Source organism: Luteibacter jiangsuensis (assembly GCF_030812295.1).
Classification (GTDB): Bacteria; Pseudomonadota; Gammaproteobacteria; order Xanthomonadales; family Rhodanobacteraceae; genus Luteibacter; species Luteibacter jiangsuensis_A.
On sequence record NZ_JAUSSK010000003.1, the window covers coordinates 1 to 20,806 of the forward strand.

General features: G+C 64.8%; 21 protein-coding genes. 17 read left to right on the forward strand and 4 right to left on the reverse strand.

Annotated features, from left to right (window positions below; genetic code table 11):
• Window positions 1-204: 204 nt before the first annotated feature.
• Complete coding sequence (locus tag J2T07_RS10060; RefSeq protein WP_306850670.1) at window positions 205-2,631, reverse strand: TonB-dependent receptor plug domain-containing protein; 2,427 nt, start codon at window positions 2,629-2,631, stop codon at window positions 205-207.
• A gap of 457 nt (window positions 2,632-3,088) precedes the next feature.
• On the opposite strand from J2T07_RS10060, the gene J2T07_RS10065 reads away from it, so the two are divergent.
• From J2T07_RS10065 to J2T07_RS10100, 8 genes are all read left to right on the forward strand, one after another.
• Complete coding sequence (locus J2T07_RS10065; RefSeq protein ID WP_306849549.1) at window positions 3,089-3,397, forward strand: FmdB family zinc ribbon protein; 309 nt, start codon at window positions 3,089-3,091, stop codon at window positions 3,395-3,397.
• Between the two features lie 132 nt (window positions 3,398-3,529).
• The gene (locus tag J2T07_RS10070; protein ID WP_430539343.1) at window positions 3,530-4,072 is read left to right on the forward strand and encodes a DUF3011 domain-containing protein; all 543 of its coding nucleotides are present in this window, start codon (window positions 3,530-3,532) and stop codon (window positions 4,070-4,072) included.
• 98 nt (window positions 4,073-4,170) lie between these two features.
• A complete protein-coding gene (gene aspS / locus J2T07_RS10075; protein ID WP_306849553.1) occupies window positions 4,171-5,943 on the forward strand; it encodes an aspartate--tRNA ligase in 1,773 nt (590 codons plus the stop codon).
• A 14-nt stretch (window positions 5,944-5,957) separates the two neighbouring features.
• Window positions 5,958-6,584: an alpha/beta fold hydrolase gene (locus J2T07_RS10080; protein WP_306849555.1), complete on the forward strand. Its 627-nt coding sequence runs from the start codon at window positions 5,958-5,960 to the stop codon at window positions 6,582-6,584.
• Between the two features lie 65 nt (window positions 6,585-6,649).
• Window positions 6,650-7,399 (forward strand): YebC/PmpR family DNA-binding transcriptional regulator, encoded by a 750-nt coding sequence (locus J2T07_RS10085; protein ID WP_306849557.1) that lies wholly within the window; start codon window positions 6,650-6,652, stop codon window positions 7,397-7,399.
• Between the two features lie 43 nt (window positions 7,400-7,442).
• Window positions 7,443-7,964, forward strand: a complete 522-nt coding sequence (ruvC, locus tag J2T07_RS10090) for a crossover junction endodeoxyribonuclease RuvC (RefSeq protein ID WP_306849560.1) — start codon at window positions 7,443-7,445, stop codon at window positions 7,962-7,964.
• Window positions 7,961-8,557: a Holliday junction branch migration protein RuvA gene (ruvA, locus tag J2T07_RS10095; protein WP_306849562.1), complete on the forward strand. Its 597-nt coding sequence runs from the start codon at window positions 7,961-7,963 to the stop codon at window positions 8,555-8,557. The genes ruvC and ruvA overlap by 4 nt, the downstream gene beginning before the upstream one ends.
• A 2-nt stretch (window positions 8,558-8,559) precedes the next feature.
• The gene (locus J2T07_RS10100) at window positions 8,560-10,461 is read left to right on the forward strand and encodes a potassium transporter Kup (protein ID WP_306849564.1); all 1,902 of its coding nucleotides are present in this window, start codon (window positions 8,560-8,562) and stop codon (window positions 10,459-10,461) included.
• 73 nt (window positions 10,462-10,534) lie between these two features.
• Here the strand turns inward: J2T07_RS10100 and J2T07_RS10105 are convergent, their stop codons facing one another.
• The 3 genes from J2T07_RS10105 to J2T07_RS10115 form a co-directional block, all read right to left on the reverse strand.
• On the reverse strand, window positions 10,535-11,326 hold the full coding sequence (locus tag J2T07_RS10105; protein ID WP_306849566.1) for a hypothetical protein: 792 nt from the start codon (window positions 11,324-11,326) through the stop codon (window positions 10,535-10,537).
• A 397-nt stretch (window positions 11,327-11,723) separates the two neighbouring features.
• Window positions 11,724-12,518 carry a hypothetical protein gene (locus tag J2T07_RS10110; protein ID WP_306849568.1) on the reverse strand — a complete coding sequence of 265 codons (795 nt, stop codon included), beginning with the start codon at window positions 12,516-12,518 and terminating at the stop codon, window positions 11,724-11,726.
• Window position 12,519: 1 nt separating this feature from the next.
• On the reverse strand, window positions 12,520-12,879 hold the full coding sequence (locus tag J2T07_RS10115; protein ID WP_306849570.1) for a hypothetical protein: 360 nt from the start codon (window positions 12,877-12,879) through the stop codon (window positions 12,520-12,522).
• A gap of 461 nt (window positions 12,880-13,340) precedes the next feature.
• Between J2T07_RS10115 and J2T07_RS10120 the strand changes: the two genes are divergently transcribed.
• The 9 genes from J2T07_RS10120 to ybgF all read left to right on the forward strand — a co-directional run bounded on the left by J2T07_RS10120 (window position 13,341) and on the right by ybgF (window position 20,803).
• Window positions 13,341-14,132, forward strand: a complete 792-nt coding sequence (locus J2T07_RS10120) for a hypothetical protein (RefSeq protein ID WP_306849572.1) — start codon at window positions 13,341-13,343, stop codon at window positions 14,130-14,132.
• A gap of 65 nt (window positions 14,133-14,197) precedes the next feature.
• Entirely contained in the window at window positions 14,198-15,238 is a 1,041-nt protein-coding gene (gene ruvB, locus J2T07_RS10125) for a Holliday junction branch migration DNA helicase RuvB (protein ID WP_306849574.1), read from the forward strand.
• On the forward strand, window positions 15,235-15,639 hold the full coding sequence (gene ybgC, locus J2T07_RS10130; RefSeq protein WP_306849577.1) for a tol-pal system-associated acyl-CoA thioesterase: 405 nt from the start codon (window positions 15,235-15,237) through the stop codon (window positions 15,637-15,639). The genes ruvB and ybgC overlap by 4 nt, the downstream gene beginning before the upstream one ends.
• Window positions 15,640-15,671: 32 nt before the next feature.
• Window positions 15,672-16,355, forward strand: a complete 684-nt coding sequence (gene tolQ / locus J2T07_RS10135; protein ID WP_306849579.1) for a protein TolQ — start codon at window positions 15,672-15,674, stop codon at window positions 16,353-16,355.
• 15 nt (window positions 16,356-16,370) lie between these two features.
• Window positions 16,371-16,814, forward strand: coding sequence for a protein TolR (gene tolR, locus J2T07_RS10140; protein ID WP_306849581.1), 444 nt, complete (start codon window positions 16,371-16,373; stop codon window positions 16,812-16,814).
• Entirely contained in the window at window positions 16,801-17,745 is a 945-nt protein-coding gene (locus J2T07_RS10145; RefSeq protein WP_306849583.1) for a cell envelope integrity protein TolA, read from the forward strand. Before tolR ends, J2T07_RS10145 begins: the two co-directional genes overlap by 14 nt.
• 133 nt (window positions 17,746-17,878) lie before the next feature.
• A complete protein-coding gene (tolB, locus tag J2T07_RS10150) occupies window positions 17,879-19,186 on the forward strand; it encodes a Tol-Pal system beta propeller repeat protein TolB (RefSeq protein WP_306850671.1) in 1,308 nt (435 codons plus the stop codon).
• Window positions 19,187-19,429: 243 nt separating this feature from the next.
• The gene (gene pal, locus J2T07_RS10155; RefSeq protein ID WP_306849584.1) at window positions 19,430-19,939 is read left to right on the forward strand and encodes a peptidoglycan-associated lipoprotein Pal; all 510 of its coding nucleotides are present in this window, start codon (window positions 19,430-19,432) and stop codon (window positions 19,937-19,939) included.
• 3 nt (window positions 19,940-19,942) lie between these two features.
• On the forward strand, window positions 19,943-20,803 hold the full coding sequence (gene ybgF, locus J2T07_RS10160) for a tol-pal system protein YbgF (protein ID WP_306849586.1): 861 nt from the start codon (window positions 19,943-19,945) through the stop codon (window positions 20,801-20,803).
• Window positions 20,804-20,806: the final 3 nt, after the last annotated feature.

The following is a 20,806-nucleotide window of genomic DNA, read 5'->3' on the forward strand; positions in this document are numbered from 1 at the left end:
AGGACGGGTCCTGCCGGGCGGGGCCGCGGGTTTGGTTTTTTCCGCTCCCCAAAATCGGTCGGGGGGCGGGGGCTATATATCGTCCCGGGGGCGCGCCCCCCCCCCCGGGGGGGGGGGGGGGGGCCCCCCGACCCTGTCGACGATGCTTCGCGCCTTGTGGGAGCCGACCTGTCGGCGATGCTCTCCCCTCCCGCCACACGTCCGTCAGAACCGGAACCCCACCTTGGCGTAGTAATACCGCCCGTTGAATCCGAAGGGCGACAGCGCCGAATACTGCAGCCCGCTGAAATAGTCCTCGCCGCTATTGGTCGGTTTCACCCGCTGTGGATACTGGTTGGTGACATTGTCCACGCCGAGGGTGAAATTCCACTGGTCGATCGTGTAGCCGCCGGAGAGGTTCAACAGCCAACGTGCGGGAAAGACCTGGTCGGTGCTCGGATCGGTATTCACCCGGGTGACGGAGCCATAGCGGGTCAGGTCCGCGTGCGCGTTGAACCCGTCGAGCGTCCAGTCCGCCCCGAACAGGAATTTCGTGCGCGGCGTGGCCTTGGTCAGGATGCCCTGGCTCGAACGGCCGAACAGTTCGATCGGTCCGGATGAATTGGCCTGGAGCACGGCCGGCGTCTCGCCCACCGAGAGCACCTTCACTTTGTTGTAGTTGCCACTGGCCAACAGGTTGAACTGGCCGAACGCCGTCGTCGGGATGCGGTAGTTCAGCACGAGGTCCGCGCCGCGCGTGCGCGTGGTGGCGGAGTTGGCGAAGTACTGCACCGCGGTCACCTGCTGGCCCGGCACCACGCTGTTGAAGTACGCCGCGAGTAGCGGATCGGTGAGGCTGATGGTGTCGGAGTAGAGGATCTGGTTCCAGATGCGGATCTGGTAGATGTCGAGCGTGGCGCTGAAGTCGGCGGTCGGCTCCCACACGGCACCGATGCCGTAGTTGGCGGATTTCTCCGGTTTCAACGGTTTGGAACCGAGTGCGATGGCCGCGGGATCGGACGTGCGGTAGGTCCCCGTCTGTGCGAGCTGTCCTGTGCTGGGATCGATGATCGTCACCACCGACTGGTAATTCTGCTGCGCGAGCGACGGCGCGCGGAATCCGTTCGAGATCGTGCCGCGCAAGGCGAACGTGGGCGTGAACTGGTAGCGCGCCGACAGCTTGCCCGAGCGCGTCGAGCCCGCGTCGCTGTAGTGCTCGTAGCGGCCGGCGACGCCGGCGGAAAACTTGTCCGTGACGTCGGTCTCGAGGTCGACGTAGGCCGCTTCGCTGTGCCGCGTGAAGCTGCCCGCGGCGGCGGGCGAGAGTCCGGGGAAGACCTGCGCGCCACCCGCGTAAGGCGTATCGGTGCCGGGAATCAAGGTGCCCTGGTTGAAGTAGTAGGACTCCGGATCGCCGGCGTCGATCTGGTATTTCTCCTTGCGGTATTCGGCACCGAAGGCGAGGGTGAGCGGATTGGGCAGCCAGCCCACGCTGAAGTCCTTGCCGATATCGACGTTCGCCAACGCCTGCGAATTCTTGAACGTTCCGGCATTGAAGTACGTGGGCGACGCGCCGGTGGAATAGAACAGGTTGGTGTTGACGCTGTTCTGCACGTCGAAGACGAGGTCGTTGATGCCGTAGTTGCCCGACGCATCCCAGCGCCATCCGCCATCGGTCACGCCCTTCACGCCGAGCACGGCGGTGGAGTCGTTGGTGTGGTTGACGATCTGCGGGAGGAATCCGTCGGGGTACAGCTCTGGCACGTTGCGCGCGTTGGTCGCGCCGCGGTAATAGCCGTTCGAGGTGACGTCGCGGCGGCTCAGGCTGAGGTAGCCGTAGAGGTCGACATTGCGCGCCAGCTCGTACTGGAAGTTGGTCAGCGCCTGATAGGTCTTCACCGCCGGATCGCCGTAGCGCTGGTGGGCGACGTTGCCGTCGGCGGCTTCTTCCGGCGTGAACAGGCTCACCGGCGAGGCGCGGTTCGTATTCATCGAGTTCTGGTAGCTCCAGGCCAGGCGCAGCCAGCCTTTCGCGTCGGCGCCCTTGCCGCCAAGGTCGATACCGACCGAGCCATCGATGCCGTTGGTCTCGCCATCGCCCTTGTCCATGATGCCGTAGTTGGCGTTGATGGAATTCTTGCCCGGCCCCGCGCCGTGCTTCAGCACGATGTTGATGACACCGGCGATGGCATCGGAGCCGTATTGCGCCGCGGCACCGTCACGGAGAACCTCGATGTGGTCGATCGCGGAAATCGGGATCGAGTTGAGATCGGCTGGTGCCGCGCCGCGACCTACGGAGTTGTTGTAGTTGACCAGGGCGGACGTGTGGTAACGCTTGCCGTCCACGAGCACGAGCGTCGCATCGGGTGAGAGTCCGCGCAGGCTGGCCGGCCGCACGGCGTCGTTACCGTCGTTGATCGCCGGGCGCGGGAAATCGAGCGAGGGCAGCAGGCGGCCCAGGGCCGTTGCGAGATCGGTGCTTCCCGTCGATGTGAGATCCTTCGGCGACAGCACGTCGATGGGCGAGAGCGAGTTCGCCTCGGTGCGCGTGGTGCTGCGCGTGCCGGTCACCACCACCTGATCGAGTTGTCGGGCCTCCTTGGTATCCGGTGGCGGCGCCGCATCCTGGGCGTGGCCGGGCGTCACGATCATGAGGCCGAGGGCGGGTAGCCAGAGGCTGGCCGACGGCTTGCGTCGTAGGGTCTTACCTGTCGTCATCGATGGTCCCCAAGGCGAGCTACGGCACGCGGAGCGGGAGTGCCCCGCGGACGCGGTTGGAAGCCGCGTTGGGATGACGCTAGGCATGCTTGCTGCGACGCGTCAACACATTCGTCATGAATGCGCCATCGTGGGGAAATGACGGTGTGCTAGGCCGTGTTTTTACGGACTTGGCATGGAACTGGCTTTTCCAGCCATTTTGGTGCAATGCAAAATGTCTCAGGTGCTTCCGCGGGTTGAAACGCCGACAGAGTCGGCTCCCATCAGGCATGGGAATGAGGCCGGGCGAGCTTCTGGTGGGAGCCGAATTTGTCGGCGATAAGCGTCACCAGGAATTGAAAAACCGGCCTCCACCCCGATAATGCCGGCCTGATACCGAGAGACCCGCCCCATGCCCATCTACGAATTCCAGTGCCAGGCCTGTGGCCACCGCTTCGAACGTCTGCAGAAGATCGTCGATGCCGACCCTTCCGCCTGCCCCAGCTGCGGCGAACCCCGGGTCGGCCGACTGTTGAGTGCCCCGCAGTTCCGCCTTGCCGGCGGCGGCTGGTACGAAACCGACTTCAAGAAGGACGGCGATAAAAAGCGGAACCTGGTCGAAGGTTCTTCCGGGGCCCCTGCCGGGGCGGCGTCTGCGCCTGCACCCGCTCCGGCTCCCGCCGCCACCCCGTCGGCAGACGCGAAACCGTCGGGCGGCTGAGGCAAGGGCGCTGCCGGTCGGCCAGTCGCCCGGGCGCATCTTTACGCCGTGGCGCGGCGTTTTCTTACGACCCGTTCAAACATCGTTGCGGATCCCTCCGATAATTTTGCGTCACACACATCGGAGGTAGGTATGAAACGCATCCTTGGACTGGTCGCCATGCTCGCGCTCGGCGCGGGGTTCTCGTTGACCCCGCACGTGGCGCACGCCCAGCGCGGTGGCGACACGGTCAATTGCTACAGCGACAACGGTCGCCGTTCCTACTGCCGGGTGCCGTGGCGCGATGCGCGCCTGGTTCGCCAGGACTCCCAGACCGCCTGCATCCGTGGCCGCACCTGGGACATGGATCGTGGTGGCCTGTGGGTCGACGATGGATGCCGGGGAATTTTCCAGGAAGCCGGTGGCTGGGGCGGCGGACGCCCGGGCTGGCACGACGACGACCGTCCGGGCTGGGGTGGCGGTGGACGCCCGGGTTACGGCGGGGGTGGCCAGATCGTTTCCTGTGACAGTGAAGACAACAAGCGCGTCTTCTGCCACTGGCCGATCGGACGGGGCGCCCGCCTGGTCGAACAGACCTCCAAGAGCGACTGCCGCGAGGGCTACAGCTATGGCTTCACCCGTGACGGCATCTGGGCCGATCGCGGCTGCCGCGGCAAGTTCGACATCGGCCGCTAAGGCCTTCGCCCGCGCTTGAGGGACCCCGGCTCGTGTTACGATCCGGGGTCTTTTCCCACGCTATTGACCGCCTTCGCGGTAGCCGGAGCTTCAAGCGCATGCGCACCCATTATTGCGGACTCATCGACGAGTCGCTGATCGGCCAGGACGTCACCCTTTGCGGCTGGGTGGACACGCTTCGTCTGCAGAGCCACGTGGCCTTCGTCGACCTGCGCGACCACGAGGGTATCGCCCAGGTGGTGATCGAGCGCGATAACGCGGCGGCGTTCGCCGTCGCCGGTGAGCTGGGTTACGAATTCGTCGTCCGCGTCACCGGCCAGATCCGCAAGCGCCTGTCGGCCAACGACAAGCTCAAGACCGGCACGGTCGAGTTGATCGCCGACAAGGTCGAGATCCTCAACGCCGCTCGCGACCTGCCGTTCGCGCTGCACGAGTCGCCGAACGAGGACATGCGGATGACCTACCGCTACCTCGACCTGCGCCGCCCCGAGATGCAGAAGATGATGCGCACGCGCACCGCGCTGGTGCGCGAGTTGCGCCGTTATCTCGACGCCGCCGGCTTCCAGGACATCGAGACACCGATCCTCACCAAGGCCACGCCGGAAGGTGCGCGTGACTACCTGGTGCCGAGCCGCGTGCATCCAGGCCAGTTCTATGCGCTGCCGCAATCGCCGCAGCTGTTCAAGCAGATCCTGATGATGGCCGGTTTCGACCGCTACTATCAGATCGCCCGCTGCTTCCGCGACGAGGACCTGCGCGCCGACCGCCAGCCGGAGTTCACCCAGCTCGACCTCGAGTTCGCCTTCGTCGAAGAGCGCGATGTCCAGGATTTCGTCGAGAACCTGATCCGTCACGTGTTCCGCGAAGTGCGTCATGTGGAGCTCGACGCCGTCTTCCCGCGCATGACCTATGAAGAGGCGATGCGCCGCTTCGGTTCCGACAAGCCCGACCTGCGCATTCCGCTGGAGCTGGTCGACATCGCGGAGGCCGTGAAGCACGTGGAGTTCAAGGTGTTCTCCGGACCGGCCAACGATCCCGCCGGCCGCGTCGCCGCGTTGCGCGTGCCGGGCGCCGCCGTCCTGTCGCGCAAGGAGATCGACGGCCTCACCGATTACGCCGCCAAATACGGCGCGAAGGGCCTGGCCTGGCTGAAGGTCGACGATCTCGGCAAGGGTCGCGAAGGCATCAATTCCCCGGTGGCGAAGTTCCTGGACGACGCCGCGCTGGAGCAGGTGCTGAAGCTCACCGGTGCCGCCACGGGCGACATCGTCTTCTTCGGCGCCGGCGCCTGGAAGACGGTCACCGACTTCATGGGCGCGCTGCGCATCAAGCTGGGCCGCGACCGTGGCCTGGTCGAGAACACATGGAAGCCGCTGTGGGTCACGGATTTCCCGATGTTCGAGTACGACGAGGAAGAAAAGCGCTTCGTCGCGCTCCACCATCCGTTCACCGCGCCGAAGGTCGACGATATCGCCGACCTGCGCGCCAACGCGGCCAACGCGGTCAGCCGCGGCTACGACATGGTGCTCAACGGCAATGAAATCGGTGGCGGCTCGATTCGTATCCACCGTCCGGAGATGCAGAGCGCGGTATTCGACTTGCTCGGCATCGGTGCGGCCGAGGCGGAGGCCAAGTTCGGCTTCCTGCTCAAGGCGCTGCGCATGGGTGCGCCACCCCACGGCGGCCTGGCCTTCGGCATCGACCGCATCGCGGCGCTCATGGCCGGCACGGAATCGATCCGTGACGTCATCGCCTTCCCGAAGACCACCAGCGCACAGGATCTCATGACCGATGCCCCCTCGCCGGTGTCCGAACCGCAGTTGAAGGAACTGCACGTCCGCGTCGCCGCCGCGGAGCCGTTGAAGGCCTGATCCTGAACGCGCCGATGACTCTCCCGCCTCCCGAGGTCCTGCTGTTGCACGGCCTGTGGATGCGTGGGTTCGCCATGGCGATGCTGCATCGGCGGTTGCGCGAGGAAGGCTTCCGGGTTCACCAGTTCGAATACATGAGCGTCGCCGCGCCGCCGGAGCAGGCGATCGCGCGGCTGCGCAAGCGCATCCGCGCCCTCGGCCCAGGCCCGGTACATGTCGTGGGGCACAGCCTCGGCGGCATCCTGGCCCTGCTGGCCTGCCGCGACGACGACCTGCCGGACGGCCGCATCGTCTGCCTGGGTTCCCCCCTCAACGGCAGCGGTGCCGCGCGGGGGCTCACCCACCGCTGGGGCGGCGACATGCTGCTGGGCCGCTCCAGGGAACTGCTCGAGCATGGCCTCGACCGCTGGGATGGGCGCCGCGAGGTCGGCATGATCGCCGGAAGGATGCCGGTCGGCCTGGGCGCTTTCGTAGGCGAGCTGGGTGCCGAGCACGACGGTTCGGTGGGCGTGGAGGAAACCCGGCTCCCCGGCCTCACCGACCATTGCGTATTGGAAACCAGCCATACCGGCATGCTCGTATCGGCCGATGTCGCCCGCCAGGTGGTGGCCTTCCTGCGCGATGGCCGGTTCGACGATTGACCCGTCCGGAGCGCACTTCCGTTAGAATCGCGCCCTCGTCCGTCCGGTAAGTCCAGGAATCGAACATGGGTAGAGGCCCGTCCATCGAAGGTCGCAAGAACGCCGAAGACGCCAAGCGCGCCAAGGTGTTCACCAAGCTGATCCGCGAAATCACCATCGCCACGCGTGGCGGCGTGCCCGATCCCAACGGGAATCCGCGCCTGCGCGCCGCCGTCGACAAGGCGCTCGCGGCGAACATGACCAAGGACACCATCGAGCGCGCCATCAAGCGCGGCTCGGGTGCCGAGGGCGGCGCCGACATGCACGAGATCCGCTACGAAGGCTACGGCCCGGCGGGTACCGCGCTGATCGTCGATTGCGTGACGGACAACCAGGTCCGCACGGTGGCCGACGTGCGCGCGGCGCTCAACAAACTCGGCGGCAACATGGGCACCACCAATTCGGTGGCCTTCCAGTTCACCCGCGTGGGCCAGGTCGTCGTGCATACCGGCGGTGATGCCGATGTCGAGTCGAAGCTGGAAGAAGCGGCGATCGAGAACAACGCCGAAGACATCGTCATCGAGAACGGCGTCGGCACGGTGCTGCTGGCGTCCGATCCCATCGCTGTCGAGGCCATGCGCAAGGCGCTGGTCGCGGCCGGCTTCGAGGTCGAGGGTTCCGACGTGGTGATGCGGCCGAACGGTCCACTGGTCACGCCCACCGGCGAGGCCCTGGAACAGTTCGAAAAGCTGCTCGAGCGCCTGAACGCGCTCGACGACGTGGACGAGGTCTACCACAACGCCGTCCTCCCGGCCCACGACGCGGACGAGGCTTGAGGCCTTACCGGCCCGTTCCCGTCTTGCGCGTAGCATCGCTGCCATGATCCGCATCCTCGGCATCGATCCGGGTAGCCAGCGTACCGGCGTCGGCGTCATCGACGTGTCGGACACCGGCGCGCTCACCCATGTCTGGCATGGCGCCCTGGTGATAGGCGGGGAGGCGAGCTTCCCGCTCCGCCTGAAACGCATATTTGACGAGCTCTGCGGCATCATCGGCACGCACGGTCCGGCGGAAGCCGCGATCGAGCGTGTGTTCATGGCGCGCAACGCGGACTCGGCCCTCAAGCTCGGCCAGGCACGCGGCGCCGCCGTATGTGCCGTGGTCAGCCAGGGAATCGCCGTGCACGAGTACGCCGCGACCGAAGTGAAACAGGCGGTGGTCGGTACCGGCCGCGCCGACAAGACCCAGGTCCAGCACATGATCGGGATCATCCTCGGCATCAAGGGTCCGCTGCAGGCGGACGCCGCCGACGCGCTGGCGATCGCCATCGCCCACGCACATACACGTTCCAGTATCGAGCGCGTGGGCATCCCCCGCACGGCATGGAGACGTCGCCGATGATCGGTCGCCTGCGCGGCACCCTGGTGAGCAAGCAGCCTCCGTCGCTCCTCATCGAAGTGGGAGGCGTCGGCTACGAGGTCGATGCACCCATGTCGACCATCTACGACCTGCCCGGCACGGGCAAGGAAGTGATCCTGCTCACCCATTACGCGGTGAAGGAAGACGGCGTGGCCCTCTACGGCTTCCTGCGCGAAGCCGAGCGGGCCATGTTCCGCAATCTGCTCAAGGTAAGCGGTATCGGCGCGAAGATCGCGCTGGCCGTGCTTTCCGGCGTGGCCACCGACGAGCTGTCGCGGCTGGTCCATGCGGGTGATGTAGTGGCCCTCACCAAGATCCCGGGCATCGGCAAGAAGACCGCCGAGCGCATGGTCGTGGAGCTGCGCGATCGCGTGGACGCGGTGGGCGTGCGCCTGCCCGTCAGTACGCTGGGCGAGGCTGTGCCGGCCGATCCGGTCGGCGAAGCCACCGTCGCCCTGCAACAACTCGGCTACAAGCCGGTGGAAGCGTCCCGGCTCGTTCAAAAAGCCGCCGCCGAAGGCGATTCCGCCGAGGCCATCATCCGCAAGGCGCTGCGAGCGGCGCTCGGAGGTTGAGAGTGAAAACGGAAAACCCCGCCGAAGATATCCAGCACGCCCACGGCCGCCGCATCGGCGCCCTGGCGCTGGGCGCCATCGGCATCGTCTTCGGCGACATCGGCACCAGTCCGCTGTACGCCATGAAGGAGACCCTGGGAACGCACGGCATGACGCCGCATCCAACGGCGGTGCTCGGCGTCCTCTCGCTGATCTTCTGGTCGCTGATCATGGTGGTGTCGTTGAAATACGTGACCTTCGTGATGCGTGCGGACAACAAGGGCGAGGGCGGCATCATGGCGCTGATGGCCCTGGCCCAGCGCAGCGTCAGCGGCTCGCCGAGGGCCCGCTGGGTGCTTGCGGCGATCGGCATCTTCGGTGCCTCGCTGTTCTATGGCGATGGCGTCATCACGCCCGCGATCTCGGTGCTGTCGGCCGTCGAAGGCCTGGAAGTCGCCGCGCCGCAGCTCGACACCTACGTGCTGCCCATCTGCCTGGTCATCATCATCATCCTCTTCGCGGTGCAGCGGCACGGCACCAATTTCGTCGGCAAGGCCTTCGCGCCGGTGATGGTGGTCTGGTTCCTGGTGCTCGCCGGCCTGGGCCTGCGCCAGCTCGTGGCCCATCCCCAGGTGCTGGTCGCACTGAACCCGTGGTACGCGGTGACGTTCTTCCTCGAGCATGGCAAGCAGGCCTTCATCGCCCTGGGCGGCGTGGTGCTGGCGCTGACCGGCGCCGAAGCCCTGTATGCGGACATGGGGCACTTCGGCAAGAAGCCGATCCGCCTGGCCTGGTTCACCTTCGTGCTGCCGGCGCTGTTGATCAACTATTTCGGACAGGGCGCGCTGCTGCTGCACGACCAGGCCGCGATCGAGAACCCCTTCTACAAGATGGTGCCGGAGGACTGGCTCTATCCCATGGTCGCGCTGGCGACGATGTCCGCCATCATCGCCTCGCAGGCGGTGATCTCCGGCGCGTTCTCGATGACCCGCGAGGCGATGTCGCTGGGTTACTCGCCGCGCATGGCGGTGGTGCATACCTCGCACGAGATGTCCGGGCAGATCTTCGTGCCCTGGGTGAATCGCATGTTGCTGGTGCTGGTCTTCCTCGCGGTGATCGGCTTCCGTTCGTCGAACAACCTCGGTGCGGCATACGGCATCGCCGTGACCGGCACGATGACGATGACGACCCTGCTGGCGCTGGTCGTCGCCCGCCGCCGTTGGCATTGGCACTGGTCCGCCGTCATCACCGTGGGCGTGATCTTCCTGATCGTCGACGTGGCATTCTTCGGCGCGAACGCGCTGAAGATCGCCCATGGCGGCTGGTTCCCCCTGGTGCTGGGCGTGGTGATCTTCACCATGATGACGACGTGGCGGCGGGGCAGGGAGCTCGTGGTCCGAGAGATCAAGCAATCCGGCCTGGCCCTCGAACCCTTCGTCGCCAACATCGCCGATCATCCACCGCTCATCGTTCCCGGCACCGCCGTGTTCCTCACGGCGAACCAGAACTCCGTGCCGCACGCCATGCTGCACAACCTGAAGCACAACAAGGTGCTGCACGAGCGCAATGTCCTGCTGACGGTGGAAATGCTCGAGACGCCCGTGGCGGACTACGAAGAACGCATGGAAGTGATCGAGTACGGCAACGGCTTCTACGGCCTCCAGCTGCGCTATGGCTTCGCCGAGGATCCGAACATCCCCTTGTCGCTATCCCGCGCGAGTTCGCTGGGCCTCGACTTCGACATGATGGACACCACGTTCTTCCTGTCCCGCGAAACCATCGTGGCCGACGCCCGCCGCCCCGGCATGGCGCTTTGGCGCGACAAGTTGTTCGCCTTCCTCGCGCGCAACGCGATGCCGGCGACGGCGTTCTTCCAGATCCCGGGCAACCGGTTGATCGAGTTGGGCGCGCAGGTGGAAATCTAGCTCTGGCGGAAGTGCTGTCGGCGCGCGAAGGGTGCTCGCAAAAAGCACCCTTCGCGGCGATGCACCGCGGTGGTCAGGCCTCCACGAGCTTCCGCGCGATCTCCAGAAGGCGGGCCTGATTGGCCTCGCCTGCCTCAGGGCGAAGAGGTTGCAGCTCGAGCGAGTAGAGCTTGCGCTGATTCTCCCAGCTGACGGAGACGAGGGTGCGTCCGGACGCGCTGCGTGTGGTCCTCATGCTGCCCTGCTGCCCGTGCACGTCGGTGTTCACCCACTCCTGGACCACCGTGACGGAGTCCTTACTTGCGGCATGATCTCTCTCGTCGAGTATGACAAGGCCGAGGTCGGCGACTTCGAACGTCCTGGCGAGACCCGTCCACTTCCCCTTGAGGTGGTTCCCACCAAGGCGCACTTCCAGCAGCCTGGCCGACGACAGCGCGGATGTTCCGAGATTGATTGGCTTGACCAGGATGTCGTCCTGGATTTCAGTCAGGGAGTGGAAGGTCCGGTCGTGGCGAGGAACGTGTCGGCGCTGGTTGGCGGCGGCTCTCATCGCTGCTCGCAGGTCGGGAATCTTGTCGTTTTCCGCCGAATAATAGCCACGACTCCGCTGTTCATCGATGTGCTTTCGTATCTCCCTCGCCTGTTCCGGAGTGCTCCACGTTTCGCTCAGTGGGACCGTGTGGAGCCCCGGCGTCGTGTCGACCTTGCGCAAGTCGACGCCGGCGTCGAGCGCCGCGTCGATTTGTACGCGCGAGAACGTCGGCGGCGTCACCGGCAGCAAATCGGTTGTGCTCTGGCCTGAAGCCGTGCTGCTGATAAGACAGGCGACGGGCAGAACGAAGCAAAGTGTTTTCCTATGGGTCATATCACCATTTTCCCAGGTTGCAGTCCGTGGCGACGGTCTGCGTATAAAGATTGCGACCCCGTCTATCTGTAAAAAGATGCGTTCCGGTTACTGTGTTTCTGGAAGAATCGAAACGGTCGCCCGCGTACGATCGCCATGTGAAGCTTTTTCTTGCGGAGACGGCGTGGCCGCCTACAGAACCGAAGCCAACGTGCTGACTGATTGTCGTCATCCAATAGCTGTCGAAGCCGGGCCTGTCGTACGTGACAGATTCGTTGATCGCTCCGGCGATCGGCTAATCGAGCTGGGCGTGCAGGTCGAGATTTGACGTTCGGCCGCGAACGTGTCGCCGGGGCCGACTTGATGGGCGGTGCCAGCATGGCGCCGCTATTTCATCACCACATTGGCTTGCGAAGAATCAAGTCTCGATAAGGTTGCGCGCAATCTCGAGTAGCCTGGCCTGATTTGCTTCATGGGCCTCGGGGTGCAGGGGTTGCAGGCGCATCGAATAGATCTTGCGCTCGTTGACCCATCCGACGGTCACCAGTGTGCGTCCTGATGCATCGCGTGCGGTCTTGGTTGTGCCTGATTGTCCATTGACGTCGATGTTCATCCACTCCCGAATCAGAGTGACGGACTCGTTGCCGGCTGCGTGATCCGTTTCATTGAGCACGATGAGGCCGAGGCCGGGCACTTCAAATGTCCGGGCAAGACCGGTCCATTTCCCATTGACGTAGCTTCCGCCAAGACGGACTTCCATCAACGTCGCTGACGACAGTTCAGACGTTCCCAACTCTGCGGGATTGACCAGAAGATCCTTCCGGACATCGTTCAACGAACGAAAAGCCCTGTCGTGCCTGGGCATTTTCCCACGTTCAGTTGCCGCGGCTTTCATTCGGCCCCGCACGTCTACAACCTCGCCGGCTTCCGCCGAATAGAACCCCCGGCTTCTCTGCTGTTCGATCTGTTTGCGCTCTATCTCGGCCTGGTCGGGTGTGCTCCATGATTCGCTGAGAGGCACGACATGAAGTCCAGGAGCGGTATTGACCTTGCTGATGTCGACTCCCTGCTCAAGGGTCTGCTGAACCTGTGCTCTCGAAAGCGCTGGTAGCCTCACGTCGCGGGACGTATCGGCAGTTCCATGCGCCATCGTCGCAAATCCGGCAACGCAAACCAGCGGCAAAGTGACGTATCGAATTTTTTTGTGAGTCATTTCACCACTCCCCCAGGTTACAGTCTGTCGCGATGGTCTGCTGGTAGCGTCTGAGTCCAAATTCGTCGACGAAGAGGTGTGTTCCCGTGACGGTGTTTTTGGAAGAGTCGAAACGGTCGCCTGCGTACGATCGCCAGGTGTACGCCTTCGGTGCCGAGCGCGTGTGGCCGCCTACGGCGCCGAAGCCCACATGCGTACTGAACGTCGTCATCCAATGGCTATCCAGGTTTGGCCTGTCGTATGTGACGGATTCGTTGATCACGCCGGCGACACAATTCGCCCGGCTGATCGATTTGATAAGCGCGTTCGCGTCAGTCGCTGTAACAGCGAGGACGGCGGCGGTCACTATCTGAGCCTTCATGCATGCTCCTTCAAGGTGCTGCCCGAATGGGCTTCAGCAAATTAAAGGCACGACCGGCGGAGGTGCAGTCGATCCTGCCCACCACGACTTGTAGGCCCACGCTGCTGGCGATAGCGTTCTTCCAGATCCCCAGGAGACTGTTGTTGAGCCCGAGCGCGGGTCGAGATCTTCGGCCTGCACCTCCCGCGGAATCGCTCTGAGAATGGCACCCGACGCCGCCCCTCCGAACGACGCGGTGGGTTGTCGGGCGAGCTGGACATCGGGTAAGTCTCGGAAATGCCTGCGGCCCCTAACGTTACCTTCCGTTGGGAAACGTAAGGAGCTTATGTACTGCGAGGGCGTGCCCGCAATTCGTCAAGGAGGTTCCGCTCGTCACCTGTCGATATGCACTGGTCGTTGCAGTTGCGGCACCTCTTTAGCCTTGCCTGTGTCCGAATCACGGGCATAGGAGGAGGTAGAACATGCGAACAGCAAGATGTGCCATTGCGCTCGCCCTTTGCACGTGGCGCCTCGTTCCGGCGACACACGCGACGGAAAACGTTCTTTCAGATTCGTTTGTCGTCAAATCCGGCATACCCGCGAGTGAGGTGGAACGAGCACGGGCCGAAGGGTTCGACATGAGTCGCATGCATGGGGCCCCTGGTCCGCACATCGTTCCTCTCGACGAGTCGCCTTTCGTCGGCCCCCTGGCACAACAAGTCAGACAAGAGCTTGCCGAGCAGAAGGTGAATGGCGTGGGGATTGCGCGACAAGGTGAGGTGCCGGACCTCCGGAAGGCGAGTCGCATGGCGCTGAAAAGCCGTAGTCGCATGGCTCCATCTGACAGGCCATATCAGTCGTTGGCATCCATTCGGCCGCATTTGCGCTACGAGCCGATTTCGGTGAAAGGAACGATTCTCCAAAACGTGCGGCTCGTGGAGGCTACAACAGGCGGCGGACTTCTCGATGGTCGGTGGACAGGCGTCTCACGATCCTGGGAAGTGGCTGGCCTGGGCTATGTTCAGTTGGAGGAATCCGAATATCGCGAGAGTGGTGGTTCGATCACTCTCATCAAGGAATGGGTCAATGCGGATGTCAACGGCAGTCCAGGGTCCGTCCAGACAAAGCGGGAGCGCCGTGGTAAAACCCTCGTTTCGCTCGATTGGGTCACGGACAATACGGCTTTCCGTCTGGATCTTCAGCCCCTCGATCCCAATGCGGTGAAGGCGAACCAAGAGGCCTTGCTGGCTCTTGCGCGCAGCTTGGGCGGCTGACGGTGGAGTCGGGTGCGGGGTGGCCCTAGGGCTGCCCCACGCCCAAGACCTGCCATAATGCGCCCATGTCAGAGCACCGCATCATTTCCGCTGCCGCCGCCATGGACGACGAGGCGCTGGAAGCCAGCATCCGTCCGAAGCGCCTGGCCGAATATCTCGGCCAGCAGACGGTACGCGAGCAGATGTCCATCTATATCGAGGCCGCGCGGCGGCGGGGCGGGGCGCTGGATCACGTTCTGATCTTCGGCCCCCCCGGCCTGGGCAAGACCACGCTCTCGCACGTCATCGCCAACGAATTGGGCGTCAACGTGCGCTCCACGTCGGGCCCGGTTTTGGAGCGGGCGGGCGACCTGGCCGCCCTGCTCACCAACCTGGAAGCCAACGACGTCCTCTTCGTGGACGAGATCCACCGCCTTTCACCCGTGGTGGAGGAAGTGCTCTACCCGGCGATGGAAGACTTCCAGATCGACATCATGATCGGCGAAGGACCGGCCGCCCGGTCGATCAAGCTCGACCTGCCACCCTTCACGCTGATCGGCGCGACCACCCGGGCGGGCTTGCTCACCGGTCCGCTGCGCGACCGTTTCGGCATCATCCAGCGCCTGGAGTTCTATAGCGTCGACGAGCTGACGGCGATCGTCCGTCGCGCCGCACGGATCTTCAATATCGACTGCGAGCTGGACGGTGCCATCGAGATCGCCCGCCGCTCGCGCGGCACGCCGCGTATCGCCAACCGGCTCTTGCGCCGGGTACGCGATTTCGCCGAGGTGCGCGGCGATGGCCGGATCACCCATGAGCTGGCCCGCGCGGCCACCGATATGCTCAAGGTGGACGCCGAGGGTTTCGACGACCTCGACCGGCGGTTGCTCAGCACGATCATCGAGAGCTTCGACGGCGGTCCGGTCGGGGTGGAGTCGCTGGCGGCCGCGCTCAGCGAGGATCGCGGCACCCTCGAGGACGTGGTCGAACCCTACCTGATCCAGCAGGGCTACCTGATCCGTACCGCCCGTGGCCGCATGGCCTCGGCCAAGGCCTGGCGGCACCTCGGGCTGACCCCGCCGCCGCGCCAGGTGGCCACGCCGGACCTGTTCCCGGGCGACGCATGAACCCGTTCCGCTGGCCCGTCCGCATCTACTGGGAAGATACCGACGCCGGTGGCGTGGTGTATCACGCCAACTACGTCCGCTTCATGGAGCGAGCCAGGACGGAATGGCTGCGTGCCCAGGGCATCGACCAGGTCGCCCTGCGTGAGGCGACCGGGCTCGGCTTCGTGGTCCGCGACATGCACCTGGATTTCCACCGGCCGGCCCGTCTGGATGATGAACTCCTGGTGACGGTAGCGATCAAAGAACGCCGTTCAGCCAGTATGCTGTTCGATCAGGAGATCGTGCGGGGGGATGTGCCGCTGGTGCGCGCCAAGGTGCGCGCCGCGTGCGTGAACCTCGACACGATGCGTCCGGCACAGATCCCGGCGGATCTGTTTCCCCCCGAATTCCCCTTTACCTAAGCCCCAGATACCCGGCGGAGAGCCTTCAAGCGATGAACGGTGGACTGAACATTTTCAAGCTGGTCTCGGAAGCGAGCCTGCCCGTGCAACTGGTGATGCTCCTCTTGCTGGTGTTCTCGTTCCTGTCGTGGGTGATCATCATCCGCAAGTACAGCCAGCTGAAGACCGCCCACGACAACGCCGAGACCTTCGAGGACCGCTTCTGGTCCGGTGCCGACCTGGCGGCCCTGTTCCGTGAGGTGGGCAACCGCGACGGGCAGCACGGCATCGAGAACGTCTTCGAGGCCGGCTTCCGCGAGTTCGCCCGCCAGCGCCAGCGCCGCGTGACCGACTCCAACCGCGTGATGGAAGGCGCCGAGCGTGCCATGCGCGTGGCCGGCACCCGCGAGATCGGCAAGCTGGAGCAGAACCTCGAGTTCCTGGCCAACGTCGGTTCGATCAGCCCCTACGTGGGCCTGTTCGGCACGGTCTGGGGCATCATGGGCGCCTTCCAGGGCCTGGGCGAGATGAAGGACGTGACCATCTCGGTCGTCGCCCCGCACATTTCCGAGGCGCTGATCGCCACCGCGATGGGCCTGTTCGCCGCGATTCCGGCCGTGTGGGCGTACAACCGCTACGCCAACAAGGTGGAGCGCATCGCGTCGCGGTACGAGGTATTCCAGGAAGAGTTCTCGTCCGTGCTGCAGCGTCAGATCCACTCCGACGAAACGGTCTGAGCCGGAACGATGGCCATGCGCAACGTCTACCGCCGGCACAAGCGGAAGCTGAAATCCGAGATCAACGTCGTGCCCTACATCGACGTGATGCTCGTGTTGCTGATCATCTTCATGGTCACCACGCCCATGATGAACCTCGGCGTGGACATCCAGCTCCCGCAGACCAACGCCAAGTCCCTGCAGGACAAGAAAGACCCGATCGTGGTGTCGGTCGACGAGGCCGGGCAGATCTACCTGACGGCCAACGGCGCCAAGCGCGAACCGGTGAGCGCCGACGAGTTCAGGACAAAGATCACGGCCTTCCATAACGCCAATCCGGAACTCCAGGTCCTGGTCGCGGGCGACCAGCGCGTGGGCTATGGCAAGGTTTATTCGATCCTCCCGATCCTCCAGGAGGCCGGCGTCTCCAAGATCGGCCTGATGAGCCAGCCGCAGTCGGCGCAGAATGGAAAACCGTAACGGCACGCCCCGCGCGGTCTTCCTCGCCGCGCTCCTGCACATCGGCATCGTGGCCTTCCTGGGCCTCGCGGTCATTCCGTGCTCGGACTACGAGAAGTGGGCCGAGGCCCTGGGCGTGCCCGCGGAATGGAACCCGCTGAAATGCCCGGCTCCGCTGGAACTGCCCGGCCAGATCATCGAGGCCACCCTCGTCGGCCCCACGGGCAGCCCGCCGCCCAAGGCCACCAAGGTGAAGCCGACCCCGGACACGACGCCGCCTCCCCCGGTGGTGCCGACGCCGCCTCCGCCGCAGCCTGAGAAGCCCAAGGTCGAAACCCTCCCGCCGCCGCCGAAGCAGCCCGACCTGAAGGACCAGGAAAAGGTCGTCGACGACGCGGTGCAGAAGGCCGAGGACGCCAAGCGCCTGCAGGAGGAAAAGCAGCGCCAGCGCCAAGCCGAACTCGACGCCGAGCAGGAGCAGAAGAAGAAAGAGAAGCAGAAGGAGATCGACGACATCTTCAAGCAGCTCGACGCGGCGAAGGCGCAGACCAAGAAGGCCGACACCACGAAGAAGCAGGCCGAGCAGCAATTGAAGGATCTGCAGAACGCCAAGGACGACGGCCTGCCGGACCTGCCGCCGGCGGACCAGAAGCAATCCGGTACCAACGGCCGCGACACCGGCAAGCTGGGCCAGTACCTGGCCGCGATCCAGAACACGGTGACGAGTAACTGGCTGCGCCCGGACAACATGCCCAACGCGTCCTGCCAGGTGCACATCGTCCAGGTACCCGGTGGCCAGGTGCTCAGCGCCAAGGTCGATTCCAGCTGCCCCTACGATGCCGCTGGCCGGGCATCCATCGAAAATGCCGTGCTGCGCGCCCAGCCGTTGCCCTACCAGGGTTTCGAGGACGTGTTCCAGCGCAACCTAACGTTCACGTTCAGGCCGCAATGATGTAGCGCGCCCCGTCCCGGCGAAGGCCGGGACGAACCGGTTCAGAATCCGGTCACGCAGCAAGTGACCTTCGCGTTAACATTTCGCCGCCGTCTCCCATTCCCAGGTCGCAATGAATCCGCCCATGCGCAGAATGCTTTCCCGCCTCGCCATCCTCCTGGTCGCGCTTGCCGTCTTCGTGGCCGGTCCGGCCGCCGCCCAGTCGCTCAACGTGGACATCGTCGGCGGCCTCAAGACGGCGACGCCCATCGCGGTCGTCCCCTTCGCCCAGGCGGGGGGTGCGCCCTTGCCGACGGACGTGGCCGACGTCATTCGGGCCGATTTCAACCGGTCAGGCAAATTCCGCTCGCTGGACAAGGCCGACATCGTCGAGACCCCATCGCAGGGTTCGGACATCAAGTTCGCGACCTGGCGCCTGCTCAAGCAGGACTTCCTGACCATCGGCCGGATCAACGATGCCGGCGGCGGCATGCTCAAGGTCGAATACGAGCTGTGGGACGTCAACAAGCAGCAGAGCCTGCTGGCTCAGTCCTTCACCGCTCCGGCGGGTGACCTTCGCGGCGTCGCCCACCAGATCGCCGACCAGATCTACGAAAAGGTCACCGGTGTCCGTGGCGCTTTCTGGACCCGCATCGCGTACATCACCGCGGTCGGCACCGGAAACAACACCACCTATTCGCTGATCGTGGCCGATTCCGATGGCTACAACCCGCAGGTCGTGGCCCGTTCGCGCGAGTCGCTGCTTTCCCCCGCCTGGTCGCCGGACGGCAGCAAGATCGCCTACGTCTCGTTCGAGAGCGGCAATTCGGCCGTGTATGTGCAAAACATCTCCACCGGGTCGCGTAGCCTCATCGCTTCGCACCCGCGCGGCATCAACAGCGCCCCGGCCTGGTCGCCGGACGGCAGCAAGCTGGCGGTGAGCCTGTCCTACGTAGGCAACCCGGAGATCTTCGTCATCGATGTTGCCAGCCGTACCGAAACCCGCGTGACGAACAACTTCGCCATCGATACCGAGCCGACCTTCACCCCCGACGGCCAGAGCATCATCTTCACCTCGGACCGCTCGGGCAAACCACAGCTCTACCAGATGTCCGCTTCGGGCGGTGCCGCCCAGCGCGTCACCTTCCAGGGTGGCTTCAACGCCAGCGCCTCGGTCAGCTACGACGGCAAGCAGATTGCGATGGTGCAGGGCAACGGGAACGTGTATCGTATCGCCATCATGGACCGTAGCCTGGGTGGGCAGGTGCGTTTCGTTTCCCCGGGTAACGTGGACGATTCGCCCAGCTTCGCGCCCAACGCCAGCATGCTGCTCTATGCGGCGTCGCAAGGTACTCGCGGCGTCCTGTATGCGGTTTCGGCAGACGGTCTGGTGCGCCAGCGCCTCGTCCTTTCGGACGGTGACGTGCGCGAACCGTCCTGGGGACCCTATCGACAGCGCTGATGGCGCGCCCTCGCGGGCGGCGACATCGGCAACGTCCAGGGAAGGGTGCGGCCTTGCCGCACCTTTTCTGCGGACGGAAGGTTTACCGGCGGCCGCCTCGTGCGGTCGCTGGAACGAAGACGCCGGGTGCGGGACAGCGCCCCGTCGACGTAGATGTAAGTAGAAAAACAGCCGGACAACCGGCGGTGCCTGTCCCGAAACCGAAAACCGACTGTCGGAACTCAACTGTTGAAGGAACGTCCCATGAATAAGACCGTTACCGTCACCCTGGCTGCCCTGCTGTGCGTGGGCGCGGCCGCCTGCTCCAAGAAGAACACCAAGCCGGCTCCGATGCCGGAACAGCAGCCGGTCGCCACCAGCACGGCTCCCACCAGCGACGGCAAGTACCAGCCGTCCGATCTCGACACCGACGCTTGCCTGCGTCAGCGCGTCGTGTACTTCGACTTCGACAAGAACGACGTCAAGCCGGAGTTCCAGCAGATCATCGCTTGCCACGCCAAGTACCTGCAGGACCGTCCGCAGTCGGCCATGACCCTCGAGGGCAACACCGACGAGCGCGGTACGCGTGAGTACAACCTGGGCCTCGGCGAGCGTCGTGGCAATGCCGTCTCCAGCGCCCTCCAGGCGGCTGGCGGTTCGGCTGGCCAGGTCAACGTGACCAGCTACGGCAAGGAAAAGCCGACCTGCCGCGAGCACAACGAAGACTGCTGGGCCAAGAACCGTCGCGTCGAGATCGTCTACACCGCGAAGTAAGTAATGAAGAAGACTCTGGCTACCAGCACCATGGCCAGGCTTGGCGTGGCGGGCGCGATTGCGTCCGCCACGCTTTTTGCCGTTCCAGCCATCGCCCAGGACACCCGCCTCAGCCTCGCCGACCGCGTGTCGCGGCTCGAGCAGCAGTCGCAGGGGCAGGCCGGTACGGTCTCCCTGGTGAACCAGGTCAACGATCTGCAGCAGCAGCTGTCCCAGTTGCAAGGCCAGATCGAGGAACTGCAACACCAGAACCAGCAACTCCAGGAATCCCAGAAGGCACAGTACGCGGACCTCGATTCGCGGCTGGGTCGTCTTGAAAAGGGTGGGGCGCCGCAGGGCCAACCGCCTGCCGCCTCGGCCACCACGCCCTCCGCGCCCGCTTCGGCGGCGATCGCGCCGGCGGCCGCGCAAGCCACGCAGGCGGCGGCAGCCGCTCCCGGCGCTTCCGCGGCGCCGCAGGGTCAGCCGCCCAGCAGCGACCAGCAAGCCGCTTACGACACCGCCTTCAAGTCGTTGCGCGCTGGCGACTACGTCACCGCGTCGCGCGGTTTCCGCGATTTCCTCGTGAAGTATCCGGACAGCCCGCTCGCGCCGAACGCCTACTACTGGCTGGGCGAGTCGTACTACGTGACCATGAACTACCCGGTGGCCATCGAGGCTTTCCAGCGCCTGGTCAAGCAGTATCCGCAGAGCGACAAGGTCTCCGACGGCCTGCTCAAGGTGGGCTACTGCCAGATCGAGCTGAAGCAGCAGGATGCCGCGATCGCCACGCTGAAGCAGGTGACCGCCAAGTATCCGGGCACCAAGGCCGCCGGCCTCGCACAGGAACGCCTGCGCCGCCTGCAGCGCCAGACGGCCAACTGATCC